Here is a 12252-nt window from a genome sequence, read left to right as displayed (position 1 = left end):
GGAGACACCGATGACCGACCTTGACCGCCTGACCGCCGACCTGATCGACGCAGCCCTGTCCAAGGGGGCGGACGCCGCCGACGCCGTGGCGAGCGCGGGCACTTCTCTCTCGATCGAGGTGCGCGACGGTGCCCTTGAACACGCCGAGCGCGCCGAGGGGATCGAAATCGGCATCCGGGTTCTCATTGGCAAGCGGCAGGCCTGTGTGTCCGCTTCCGACACCCGACCCGAGACCTTGGACGAGATCGCGGGCCGCGCTATCGACATGGCCCGGATCGCGCCAGAGGACCCGCATATCGGCCTTGCCGACCCCGACCAGATCGCCCGCGACTGGGATATCGCCGCCTTCGACCTGTGCGACCCGTCCGCGGACCCCGCGCCCGCCGAACTGGAAGACGTGGCACGCGCCGCCGAGGCGTCTGCGCTGTCTCACGAGGGCATCTCGCAGGTGCAATCCTCGGCTGGGTATTTCTCGCGCTCGACCATTCACCTCGCCGCATCGAACGGGTTTTCGGGTGGCTACCAGCGGACCTCGCATGGCGCGTCCGCCGTGGCGATCACCGGCGAAGGCACGGGCATGGAGCGGGATTACTACGGTGAAAGCCGCATCTACCGCGCCGACCTGCCCGATGCCGAGACCATCGGACGGATCGCAGCCGAGCGGACACTGGCCCGCGCCGGTGCGCGCCGCCCAAAAACCGGCGCCTATCCGGTCGTCTATGACGAGCGCGTGGCGAGCAGCCTGATCGGCCACCTCCTGCAGGCGGCGAATGGCGGGAATATCGCACGCGGGTCGAGCTGGCTCAGGAACCGACTGGGGGATCAGGTTCTGCCCAAGGGCCTCTCGATCATCGAAGACCCGCACCGCGCGCGCGTCGGCTCGTCCAAACCCTTCGACGGCGAGGGGCTGCCCACGGCGCGCCGCGCCATCGTCGAGGACGGCGTGCTTACAGGCTGGACGCTGGACCTCGCCACCGCGCGGAAACTGGGCATGACCAGCACCGCCAATGCCGCGCGCGGGCCGTCCTCGCCGCCCTCGCCCTCGGTCTCGAACATCGCGCTGACCGAAGGTGACATGGACCGCGACGGGCTGCTGGCCGAGATGGGTACGGGCCTTCTGGTCACGTCGCTCATCGGCTCGTCGATCAACGCCACAACGGGCGACTATTCGCGCGGCGCCAGCGGCTTCTGGGTCGAAAACGGCGAGATCGCCTATCCGGTGAACGAATGCACCATCGCAGGCAACCTGAGCGACATGCTGGCCGGCATCGTGCCTGCGAATGACGCACGCCACTGGACCTCGCGCGTGGTGCCGTCCCTGCTTGTCGAGGGGCTGACGATTGCCGGGGAGTGACCTTGCGCTTCTGATCGACGCCGCCCACGAGGCGGGCGAGATCGCGCGGAGCTTCTGGCGCGAAGACCCTCAGGTCTGGGACAAGGGCGGCGACGACCCTGTCAGCGAGGCCGATTTCGCGGTGGACCGCCATTTGCGACAACGCCTTCTGGCGGCGCGCCCCGATTATGGCTGGGTCAGCGAGGAAACCGAGGACGACAGCGCGCGGCTCAAGGCAGAGCGGGTGTTCATCGTGGACCCCATCGACGGTACCCGCAGCTTCGTGAAGGGCGAGCCCACATGGGCGCATTCGCTGGCCATTGCCGAGAACGGGCGGCCCGTGGCAGGCGTCGTGTTCCTGCCGGTACGCGACAAGCTCTATACCGCCGAGACGGGAAAGGGCGCGGCCCTGAACGGCGCGGCGCTCACCGCGCGTGCGGCACCGGCGCTGGACGGGGCCGACATCCTCGCCCCCCGCGTGACCTTCGCGCCCGAATTCTGGGCCGAGACCCCGCCCGAGGTAACCCGGCATTTCCGCCCATCGCTCGCCTATCGCATGGCGCTTGTGGCCGAGGGACGCTTTGACGCGATGATGACGCTACGGAACGCGTGGGAATGGGACATCGCCGCCGGCGCGGTCATCGTGGAAGAGGCCGGCGCGGCCGTCCGCGACCGGTTGGGGCGCCCCCTGACCTTCAACGCACCGTCCCGGCAGACGGCGGGCGTTCTGGCGGGCGGCGCGGGCCTTGTGGACGACGCGGTCCGGCGACTGGCGCGCCCCGGCGCCGCTTGACCCCCCCGGGCGGTCCTATAGCTTGGCCGCAAGCATCGGAGGCCAAATGACACAGCGCTTGCACCTCGTTTTCGGCGGCGAACTCGTCGATCCCACCAAGAACGTCTTCAAGGATGTGGACGACATCCATATCGTCGGCATCTTCCCCAGCTACGAGACCGCCTACAACGCATGGAAGTCCGAAGCGCAGCGCACCGTCGATAACGCGCATATGCGCTACTATATCGCCCATCTGCACCGGCTGCGCGACGAAGAGGCGGCGGCGTCCTCGACCGAGGAGCTGGGCTCCTGACAGGACCACGGCCGCGCCTTCTTTCGCGGCTCTTCTACGCCGCCGGACGCCTGACCGATACGGTCAAAGGCGCGCCAGCCGCGCCGCCCGAACGCGCGACCGAACGGCTGGGCCAGCCGACCGAGGCGCGGCCCGAGGGGCTGGTCCTCTGGCTTCATGCGCGCCACCCGGCGGAATGCGGCGTCATCGCCGCGCTGACCGACGCCTTGTCCGAGATGCGGGGCGAGCCGGTCTTCGGCCTCGCCACTACGCAGGACGCGGGCGCGCTGACGCCTGCCGCGCGGCGGAACGCGGTTCATCAACTTGCGCCAGGGGACACGCAGGGCTCGGTCGCGCGGTTTCTCGATCACTGGCATCCCGATATGGGCGTGATCCTCGGCGCGCCCGACCGCCCCGCGCTCATCAACGAGGCGCGGCGGAGGGGCATTCCGCTCTTTCTCGCCGCCGCCAAGCGGGGCGAGACGACGGGCGGGCGGCTGGGTCTTCTTCCTGCGTCTCTGGTCGAGAATTTCGAGGCGGTCTTCGCGCCCTCGGCCGCCGAGGCCGAAGCCTTCCGCAAGCATCTGGACCACGCGAAGGTACGCGTGACCGGCCCGCTGTCGGACACCACCCTTGCGCTACCGTGCAACGAGCGCGAGCGCGACCGCTTTCAGGCAGCACTTCAGGGCCGGCCCATCTGGCTGGCCGCAGAGGCAAGCGCCGATGACCTCGCCCCCGTCGAGGCCGCGCATCGGAGGGCGCTCAAGGCGTCGCACCGCCTGCTTCTGATCCTCGTGCCGGACCGCGCGCAGGACGGCGCCGGGATCGCAGCCTCGCTCGAGGCGCGGGGCTGGCGCACCGCGCTCCGCTCGGCGGGCGAGGTCCCCGACGAGACCGTGCAGATATTCCTGGCCGACCGCCCTGACGAGCTGGGTCTCTGGTACCGCCTCGCGCCGGTCGCCTATCTCGGCGGCACCCTCGTTGCGCGCGAGGCGCCGCCGCCCGACCCGTTCGAGCCGGCGGCGCTCGGCTGTGCGGTCCTTCACGGTCCCGCGCTTGGCGACGCGCCCTGGCGCTTCGAACGGCTGGCCGCCGCATCGGCAAGCCGCCGGATCCCGGACGCGGCGGCGCTGACCGATGCGGTCTACGACCTGCTGGCCCCCGACAAGGTGGCCGCGATGGCCCATGCCGGATGGTCCGCCACCTCGGAAAGCGCCCATGTCGTCGAGGCGCTTGTCGAGCGGCTGGACCTCGCCCTTGCCGGGAAAGAGGCCGTATGATGCGTGCGCCCGACTTCTGGCAGAGCCCGCCCGACACACCTGCGCTCCGCGCGCGCCTGCTGGCACCGCTTGGCTGGGCCTATGGCCGCGCAACCGCGCGGCGCGTGGCGCGGCCTGCCGAGGTGACGACCGCCTGCCCGGTGATCTGCGTCGGCAACATCTCGGTCGGTGGCACGGGCAAGACGCCCGTCGCCATCGCGCTCTCGGAACGTCTGGGCGACGGCGTGCATTTTCTGTCCCGCGGTTATGGCGGGCGGCTGGAAGGCCCGGACCAGGTGGACCCCCGAACCCATAGCGCCGCAGATGTCGGCGACGAACCGCTCCTGCTGGCTGCGTTCCGGCCCACATGGATCGCGCGAGACCGGGCCGCGGGCGCCCGCGCCGCCGAGGCGGCGGGGGCCCGGGTGATCGTCATGGATGACGGGTTACAGAACCCCGCAGTTGCCAAGACCCTGTCCATCGTCGTGGCCGACGCGTCGGCGGGCTTCGGCAATGGCCGCGTCCTGCCCGCCGGCCCCCTGCGCGAGCCGGTGGCCGCCGGGATGGCGCGGGCGGATATCCTGCTGACAATCGGGGACGCGGCAGCGCAGGAGGCTTTCACGAGGAACTGGGGCAGCGCGGTCACCGTGCCGCGCGTCACGGGGGAACTCCGCCCGCTCCCCACGGGCATGCCCTGGGAGGGCCTACGGGTTCTCGCCTTCGCCGGGATCGGCAACCCGGCCAAGTTCTTCCGCACAGTCAGAGGCCTTGGCGCCGAGGTGATCCGCGCCGAGGCGCTCGAGGATCACCAGCCCCTGACCGATGCCCTGATGAAACGGCTCGAGATCGAGGCCAAGGCGCTCGTCGCCCAGCTCGTCACCACGGAAAAGGACGCGGTGCGCCTGCCGCCTGACTTCCGGACCAAGGTGCTGACGGTGCCGGTCCGGCTCCATCTCGACACCCCCGACCCGCTCGACGACGCGCTCAGACGCATCGGCGCCCTCCCATGAGAAAAGGCCGGGCGTTCTGACGACACACCGGCCCCTTCGCCTGTTTCAAAATATCCTCGGGGGAGGCGGAAAGCGCCGGGGGCGGAAGCCCCTGAAGCGAATGCCGTTGGCATTCGTGCCGAAGATCGTGACGATCTTCGGCGCCGCCCATCAGCCGCCGACGGCGTTGTCGATCAGCTCGGACATCTCGGCATAGGGCATATTCGCGTATTTGCGCCCGTCGATGACGAAAGACGGCGTCGAGTCGATCCCGTCCTCTTCGCCCAGCTCGAGCCAGCGCGCATAAAGCGCCTGCGCGTTGTCGGCATCCGTCAGGCACTGGTCCAGTTGCCCGTCCGTCAGACCGGCAGTCTTGCCGATCCGGCGCAGCCGCTCGACGATCTGGGCAGGATCATCCTGCCGCGCCCAGTCGCCCTGCTGTGCGTAAAGCATGTCGGTGATGCCGAAGAAGCGGTTCTCCGCCCCCTCGCCGCACCGCGCGACGATCGAGGCCCAGAGGCCGAAGCGGTCGAAATAGACTTCTCGGTAGATGAAATGCACCTTGCCGGTGTCGATGTAATCGGCCTTGAGCTGCTTGAACGTATCGGCGTGGAAACGTGCGCAATGCGGGCAGGTGTAAGAGGCGTATTCGATCACCGTCACGGGCGCATCGGGATCGCCCATGGTCATCTCGACGATGCCGCTGGTATCGACGTCGGCGTCCTGGGCCTGGGCCGGGCTGGCGACGAGCGCGAGGGCCGCGAAGACCGTCAGAACGAAGGCGGCGAGGGCCGTCATGGGTCTGGTCATGGTGTGGGAACCTTCAATGTTGTTTCGACTGGGTAAGAATATTGGCGCCAAGCCGGCCCAGGGCCGCCCTGAGACCGTCATTGGCGACATCCGCCACGGCCTCGTCGGCCTGGCGCAGCGTCTCGGGATCGGGCCCGGCCGGCTCCTTGCCGGCGGGACGGTATTCGAAATCCGCCCGGCCCTCGGAGAACCCGGTGGCGGCGGTCTGGGTCAGGCGCACCTTCGAGATCGCGGCATAGCCATAGCAGGCGTTCACACGCTCGCGGATCGTCTCTTTCTGCATCTCCAGCATCGGCGCTTCGGCCCCGGTGGTCAGTACGGTGAGCGTCGCGCCAAAGCCCCGGCCATAGCTGACCTCGACGGGGCGCGCAGCGCGGGCGATATCGGGGCCGACGATGTCGGGCCAATGGGTCAGAAGACGCGTGACCGCGAAGCCGCGCGTCTCGCCCGCCGTGCGGATGCGCGACTGCAGCAGCGTCGCCGCCCGCTTGAACCCCGATTTGCGTCCTTTTACAGACATCGCCTTGCCTTCTGCCTTTCGGCTCTCATTCTAAGGGCCGGTGGCCGTGATGCCAGCCCTGAAGCTGACGGAGACATAAAGATTGCGTGACCCCGCCGCAACCGCAGCCCTTCTGGACTGGTACGACGCCCATGCGCGCCGGATGCCCTGGCGCGTCGGACCCGATGCGCGGCGGCAGGGCGTCAGGCCCGATCCCTACCGCGTCTGGCTCTCCGAAGTGATGCTGCAACAGACCACGGTGGCCGCCGTTACCGCCTATTTCGAGCGCTTCACGGCGCTCTGGCCCACGGTCGCGGACCTTGCCGCCGCACCGGACGAGGCCGTCATGGGCGAATGGGCGGGGCTTGGATACTATGCGCGGGCGCGGAACCTCTTGAAATGCGCGCGGGCGGTGGTGGCCGACCACGGCGGGCGCTTCCCCGACACGCGCGAGGCTCTTCTGACCCTGCCGGGGATCGGCCCCTATACCGCCTCGGCCATCGCCGCCATCGCCTTTAACCGGTCTGCCACGGTGGTGGACGGGAATGTGGAGCGGGTCATGGCGCGGCGCTACGCCGTCCTCACGCCGCTCCCCGAGGCGAAACCGGAGCTGACCGCGCTGGCCGAGGCGCTGACGCCCGAGGCACGGCCAGGAGACTATGCGCAAGCCGTGATGGACCTTGGCGCCACGATCTGCACGCCCCGATCTCCCGCCTGCGGCATCTGCCCGTGGCAGGAGGGCTGCGCGGGCCGCTTGCAGGGGATCGCGGCGGACTTGCCCCGGAAGACCCCCAAGAAGGCCAAGCCGATCCGGCTGGGCACGGCGTGGCTGGCTCGGCGGGAGGACGGCGCGTGGCTGTTGGAGACCCGCCCGCCGTCGGGTCTGTTGGGGGGCATGCTGGGCTGGCCGGGGACCGAGTGGCGGGAAGAGCCGGAGGCCGGCACGCCGCCTGTGGCGGCAGACTGGCGCGAAGTGCCGGGCGAGGTGCGCCACACCTTCACGCATTTCCACCTGAGGCTGAAGCTCTACCGCGCAGACGTCGCCATGACGGCGGCGCCGGAGCGCGGCACCTTCCTTCCCCGCGAGCGGTTCCGGCCAAGCGACCTGCCCACAGTGATGCGGAAGGCCTTTGACCTTGCGTCAGACCTTGCGGTCGAGAATTGAGCCGCCGGGCGGGTGCGGTAATATCGCGGTCATGAGCGACACGCTGTCCCCCATGCCGGCGCGGACCGGCCTTGCCAATGCGGCGCCTTTCTGGCTGTCGCTGATGCTGGTGCCGGTCGTCTGGCTGGCGGCGGTCCATGGCGGTTGGGTCATCTTCCTTGTGCCGGTCTCGACATGGGCGCTGTTCGGGATGGTGGACACGTTCCTGAACCTCGCGCCGCGGGTGGTCGACCCCGGGACGCCCGACGGCAACCTCTTCTGGCATCGGGCGATCACGCTGATCTGGGCGCCGGTACAGGGGGCGACCATCTTCGGCGTCCTGTACTACCTCGCGGCGACCGACCACACCGCGTGGTACGAGGAACTGGGCATCGCCTTCGGCCTCGGCGTGATGAGCGGGACGATCGGGATCGTCTATGCTCATGAGCTGATGCACCAGCCGAGCCGGGTCGAGCGCTGGCTGGGCGACATCCTGATGGCAATGGCGCTTTACGGGCATTTCCGGTCGGAGCATCTGCTGGTGCATCACCGATACGTGGCGACGCCCAAGGATACGGTGACGGCGCGCTATAACGAGAACTTCCACCGGTTTTTCCTGCGCGTGCTGCGGCAGGGGCTGACTTCGGCCTGGGACGCAGAGCGGACAAAGCTGGCGCGGAAGGGGTTGCCGGTCTGGAATCGGGCCAATGCCTTCTGGACCTATGGCGCCTTGCAGCTCGGGTTTCTGACGCTGGCGCTTCTGGCGGGCGGGGTCTGGGGTGTGGTGCTCTTCGCGTTTCAGGCGCTGGCGGCGATCTGGCAGCTGGAGCTGGTCAATTACGTCGAGCATTACGGGCTGACGCGGAAGCATCTGGGCGACGGGCGCTATGAGCCGACGGGACCTCAGCATTCGTGGAACGCGGATCATCAGGCGACGAACTGGCTTTTGATCAATCTTCAGCGGCATTCGGACCACCACTACAAGCCCGCGCGACGCTTTCCGCTGCTCCAGTCGCGGGATACCGACGAGGCGCCGCAGCTTCCCTACAGCTATGCGGTGATGACGACGATGGCGCTTTTCCCGCGCCTCTGGCGGTCGCGGATGAACCCGCGCGTACGCGCCTGGCGGCGGCAGTTTTATCCCGAGATCGTGGACTGGAGCGCGTATAACACGATGTCCACGCCCATGCCCCGATAGGTGTTGCGCCCCGCTTTGCGGGTCGCGGGGGGCCGATTTTCGGAGCGAAAATCGGGTACCGCGAATATCTGCGATATTCGCTTTGGGCCTCTCGAAGATCGCGCTGCGATCTTCTGCCGGCTGTCCTCGAATGCATTCTGCATTCGCTCTAGGGGCTCTGCCCCCGGCGCTTTGCGCCTCCCCCGGGATATTTACGAACAGGCGAAGAGCGTGCGGTCGGGTTACCGGTTGTGAGGGGTTGGGGCGTATACCCCTTTGCCGTAGCTACGACCGTCTGGGGGTGACGCCCCGGTCCCTTCGGTTCCTCGCGCGGGGGGCATCGCCTCGCGTTCGTCCGTACCGGCCAATGACGGCGTCTCTGGCAAAGGCGCTTCAGGACACTCAGGAGGGCCGTTTTTCAGCGGCGCCGCTGTTTTCCGGTTTGACTTGTCTCCGGTTCTCCGGATCAGGCGATCTTCAAGCAGAGAGAGACGTGACCGACCCCGCCGGGCCTTTGCCCGGATCGGGGCGGCGGTGTCGCGCCTATCGGATCAACCGGACCGCCACCAGAATAAGGGTGAGCGGCAGCACCACCAGTTTCAGAAGCCAGACCGCGAGGATCGAGACGTAGCTTTCGAGAAGCGCACCCGATTCCGACCAGAGGACGCTGGCCACCTCGCGGTAGCGGGCGACGGTGCCGAGGGTCTCGCCTCGCGCGGCCTCGGTCGCCGTGTCGTCTCCGGTGAGCCAGGACCAGAAGCCGGTGCCGCCCGCGGCAGCCGGAGCCGCACCGACGGGGCCGTCTTCGCCCACCTCGCCCCGGATACGGTCGAGGATGGCCGTGTTCTCGGCCCAGACCGCGCGGGTCATCGCATCGCCAGCCACGCCAGAGACCGCGAAGGACGCGGGCAGGATCAGCGCCACCAGCGCGCCGGTGGCGAGGCAGCGCCGGGCGAGGTCGGGGGAGGTCTGCCGGAGACCGACGCCCGCGAGCATCACCGCGAAGCCGATGACCGACAAAGGCCCGAAGCCAAGCGCCAGCAGGCCTGAGGCGACCGAAAGTGTCAGCACCACCGCCGCCACCCGTTCCACCGTGTCGTCGATAGGCTCCAGCGTCTTGAGTGGCTGGACCGAGCCCTGCACCACCAGCGAGCCGCCGACCTCGACCTCCTGCGCGGTGGAGAGGAATGCGTTGAGCGACCTCAGCCCCGCATAGACCGTTACCGTGGACGCCAGCGTCGCCCGCGCCTCGGCCGAGGCCACGCGGGCGAGCGGATTCCACGAGAGAACCGACAGGATGAGACCGAGCGCGGCCAGCGCGCCGATCAGGGCGCGCCAGCGTGTGTCCGTGTCAGCCGTCTTTGCGGATGGTCTCGTTTCCGGGGTCATAGGGGCTGTCTTCCGTCACTTCCGCGTCCCAGAGCCGACGCTGAATGAGAACCTTCAGCTTCGTGCCCGGTTTGGCAAGTTCAGGTTTCACATAGCCCATGCCGATGGACTTGCCGAAGGCCACGGAATAGCCGCCCGAGGTCAGGCGGCCCACCCGCTCATCCCCGTGATAGAGTGCTTCGCGGCCCCAGGGGTCGGTGTCGTCGGGGCCGTCGATCAGAAGCGTCACGCACATGGCGCGGATGCCGGTCTCGACCATCTTCGCCTTGCCGTGGAAGTCCTTGTCGAGGTCGACGAAGCGGTCCAGCCCGGCCTCGAGCGGCGTCGCATCGCGTCCAAGCTCGGTCCCGAAAGCGCGGTAGCTTTTCTCCTGACGAAGCCAGTTCTGCGCCCGCGCGCCCACCAGCTTCAGCCCGTGCTTCGCGCCCGCCTCCATCAGCTTGTCCCAGAGATAACGCTGCATCTCGATCGGGTGATGAAGCTCCCAACCAAGCTCGCCCGTATAGGCGACGCGGACCGCGCGGACCGGGCACATGCCCAGTTCGATGTCGCGGTAGCTGAGCCAGGGGAAGCGCTTGTTGGAGAGGACCGTGTCCGGCTCGGCGTCGCGGACAAGTTCGTTCAGGACGTCGCGCGATTTCGGCCCGGCGATGGCGAAGACGCCCCATTGGGTGGTGACATCGTGGATGTCGATCCAGCCGAATTCCTCGCGCTTGTCTTCTGCCGCCTTGAGCAGATAATCGGCGTCATAAGCCGTCCAGGCGCCCGCCGAGACCAGGTAATACGCATCCTCGGCCAGCCGGACGATGGTGTATTCCGTGCGCGTCGTGCCGTGGCCGGTCAGCGCATAGGTCAGGTTGATCCGGCCTACCTTGGGTAGCTTGTTCGTGGTGAACCAGTCGAGGAAAGCAGTCGCCCCCGGCCCGCGCACGAGATGCTTGGTGAAGGCGGTGGCGTCGATCAGTCCAACCCCCTCGCGGATCGCCTTTGCCTCGTCCACGGCGTATTGCCACCAGCCGCCCCGGCGGAAGGAGCGCGCGTCGTGGTCGAAGGTCTCGGGCGCGTCCTTGGGTCCGTAATAATTCGGCCGCTCCCAGCCATTGACCTGACCGAACTGCGCGCCCTCGGCCTTCTGCCGGTCATAGGCGGGGGCGGTCCGGAGCGGGCGCGCGGCGGGGCGTTCCTCGTCCGGGTGATGCAGGATGTAGACGTGGGAATAGGCTTCCTCGTTCTTCCGCTCGCCGTATTCCGTGGTCATCCAGGACCCGTAGCGCTTGGGATCGAGGCTTGCCATGTCGATCTCGGCCTCGCCCTCGACCATGAGCTGGGCAAGGTAATGGCCGGTGCCGCCCGCGGCCGTGATCCCGAAGGAGAACCCTTCCGCCAGCCACATGTTGCGGAGGCCCGGCGCGGGGCCAAGAAGCGGGTTGCCATCCGGCGTGTAGCAGATCGGGCCGTTGAAATCGTCCTTCAGACCGACCGTTTCCGAGGACGGGATCCGGTGGATCATGGACATGTATTCCTCTTCGATCCGCTCCAGATCGAGCGGGAAGAGGTCGGCGCGGAAACTGTCCGGGACCGAGTAGCTGAACCGCGCGGGCGCGCCCTCCTCGTAGGGCCCCAGAATCCAGCCGCCCCGCTCCTCGCGGACATACCACTTTGCGTCGGCGTCCCGCAGGACCGGGTGTTCAGGCATAGTCTTGCGGTACTCGACCAGCGCGGGGTCGGGCTCGGTCACGATATACTGGTGCTCGACCGGGATGGCGGGGATCTTGATGCCGAGGAGCTTGGCCGTCCGTTGCGAGTGGTTCCCGGTGGCCGTCACGACATGCTCGGCATGGATCACGACCTGCTCGTCGGAGGGGATCAGGTTGCCGCCCTTCTCGACCATCTTCGTGACGGTCACGTCCCAGTGGTCGCCCTTCCACTCATAACCATCGACCTGCCACTTCCGCTCGATCACGACACCCCTCTGGCGCGCGCCCTTGGCCATGGCCTGCGTCACGTCGGCCGGATTGATGTAGCCGTCGGTCGGATGATAAATCGCTCCCTTCAGGTCGTCGGTCCGGACCAGCGGCCAGCGCTCCTTGATCTGATCGGGTGTCATCCACTCATAAGGCACGCCCACCGTCTCGGCGGTGGAGGCATAGAGCATGTATTCGTCCATGCGCGCGTCGGTCTGCGCCATGCGCAGGTTGCCCACCACGTAGAAACCGGGATTGAGGCCGGTCTCTTCTTCCAGCGTCTTGTAGTACTTGATGGAATAGTCGTGGATATGGGTCGTGGCGTAGGACATGTTGAAATAGGGCAGAAGACCCGCCGCGTGCCATGTGGACCCGGATGTCAGCTCGTCCCGCTCCAGCAGCATCACATCCTGCCAGCCCGCCTTGGCCAGATGATAGGCGATCGAGGTGCCGACCGCGCCACCGCCGACAACAAGAGCTTTCACATGGGTCTTCATGGTCCGATTCCCTTCCCGGTATTGGCCGCGATTTAACCCCAAAGCCGCCCCCTGCGTCAGAGCCATCCGACACGGCATGTCTCGAAAGCGACCTCCCCCTTCGCCTGTTCGAAAATATCCTCGGGGG

11 protein-coding genes are annotated in these 12252 nt (G+C 67.8%); 7 read left to right on the top strand and 4 right to left on the bottom strand.

The genetic code is table 11. The features are described from left to right. Nucleotides 1-10 precede the first annotated feature (10 nt). The 5 genes from GQ651_RS16395 to lpxK are packed head-to-tail and all read left to right on the top strand — an operon-like array spanning nucleotide 11 to nucleotide 4666. Nucleotides 11-1354 (top strand): TldD/PmbA family protein, encoded by a 1344-nt coding sequence (locus GQ651_RS16395; RefSeq protein WP_160765358.1) that lies wholly within the window; start codon nucleotides 11-13, stop codon nucleotides 1352-1354. After that, entirely contained in the window at nucleotides 1341-2126 is a 786-nt protein-coding gene (locus tag GQ651_RS16390) for a 3'(2'),5'-bisphosphate nucleotidase CysQ (RefSeq protein ID WP_160765357.1), read from the top strand. The genes GQ651_RS16395 and GQ651_RS16390 overlap by 14 nt, the downstream gene beginning before the upstream one ends. 46 nt (nucleotides 2127-2172) lie before the next feature. Beyond that, a complete protein-coding gene (locus GQ651_RS16385; protein ID WP_160765356.1) occupies nucleotides 2173-2418 on the top strand; it encodes a DUF4170 domain-containing protein in 246 nt (81 codons plus the stop codon). Then, nucleotides 2415-3677: a 3-deoxy-D-manno-octulosonic acid transferase gene (locus GQ651_RS18815; RefSeq protein WP_319637479.1), complete on the top strand. Its 1263-nt coding sequence runs from the start codon at nucleotides 2415-2417 to the stop codon at nucleotides 3675-3677. Before GQ651_RS16385 ends, GQ651_RS18815 begins: the two co-directional genes overlap by 4 nt. Then, nucleotides 3677-4666: a tetraacyldisaccharide 4'-kinase gene (gene lpxK / locus GQ651_RS16375; protein WP_160765355.1), complete on the top strand. Its 990-nt coding sequence runs from the start codon at nucleotides 3677-3679 to the stop codon at nucleotides 4664-4666. The genes GQ651_RS18815 and lpxK overlap by 1 nt, the downstream gene beginning before the upstream one ends. 150 nt (nucleotides 4667-4816) lie before the next feature. Here lpxK and GQ651_RS16370 read toward each other — a convergent pair whose 3' ends face one another. Both GQ651_RS16370 and GQ651_RS16365 read right to left on the bottom strand, forming a co-directional pair. Further along, the gene (locus GQ651_RS16370; protein ID WP_160765354.1) at nucleotides 4817-5455 is read right to left on the bottom strand and encodes a DsbA family protein; all 639 of its coding nucleotides are present in this window, start codon (nucleotides 5453-5455) and stop codon (nucleotides 4817-4819) included. A gap of 13 nt (nucleotides 5456-5468) precedes the next feature. After that, nucleotides 5469-5975: a DUF721 domain-containing protein gene (locus GQ651_RS16365; RefSeq protein ID WP_160765353.1), complete on the bottom strand. Its 507-nt coding sequence runs from the start codon at nucleotides 5973-5975 to the stop codon at nucleotides 5469-5471. Nucleotides 5976-6057: 82 nt separating this feature from the next. Between GQ651_RS16365 and mutY the strand changes: the two genes are divergently transcribed. Both mutY and GQ651_RS16355 read left to right on the top strand, forming a co-directional pair. Further along, nucleotides 6058-7119 (top strand): A/G-specific adenine glycosylase, encoded by a 1062-nt coding sequence (gene mutY, locus GQ651_RS16360; RefSeq protein WP_160765352.1) that lies wholly within the window; start codon nucleotides 6058-6060, stop codon nucleotides 7117-7119. A gap of 31 nt (nucleotides 7120-7150) precedes the next feature. After that, nucleotides 7151-8296 carry an alkane 1-monooxygenase gene (locus tag GQ651_RS16355; protein ID WP_160765351.1) on the top strand — a complete coding sequence of 382 codons (1146 nt, stop codon included), beginning with the start codon at nucleotides 7151-7153 and terminating at the stop codon, nucleotides 8294-8296. Between the two features lie 522 nt (nucleotides 8297-8818). Here GQ651_RS16355 and GQ651_RS16350 read toward each other — a convergent pair. Then, nucleotides 8819-9664, bottom strand: coding sequence for a hypothetical protein (locus GQ651_RS16350; RefSeq protein ID WP_160765350.1), 846 nt, complete (start codon nucleotides 9662-9664; stop codon nucleotides 8819-8821). Further along, nucleotides 9627-12125, bottom strand: coding sequence for a GcvT family protein (locus tag GQ651_RS16345; RefSeq protein WP_160765349.1), 2499 nt, complete (start codon nucleotides 12123-12125; stop codon nucleotides 9627-9629). The genes GQ651_RS16350 and GQ651_RS16345 overlap by 38 nt, the downstream gene beginning before the upstream one ends. Between the last annotated feature and the right edge of the window lie 127 nt (nucleotides 12126-12252).

Source organism: Kangsaoukella pontilimi (assembly GCF_009830125.1).
In the GTDB taxonomy this organism is placed as follows: Bacteria; Pseudomonadota; Alphaproteobacteria; order Rhodobacterales; family Rhodobacteraceae; genus Kangsaoukella; species Kangsaoukella pontilimi.
Note: the sequence above shows the minus strand (reverse complement) of the source record. Positions and strands in the feature narration are given on the sequence as shown.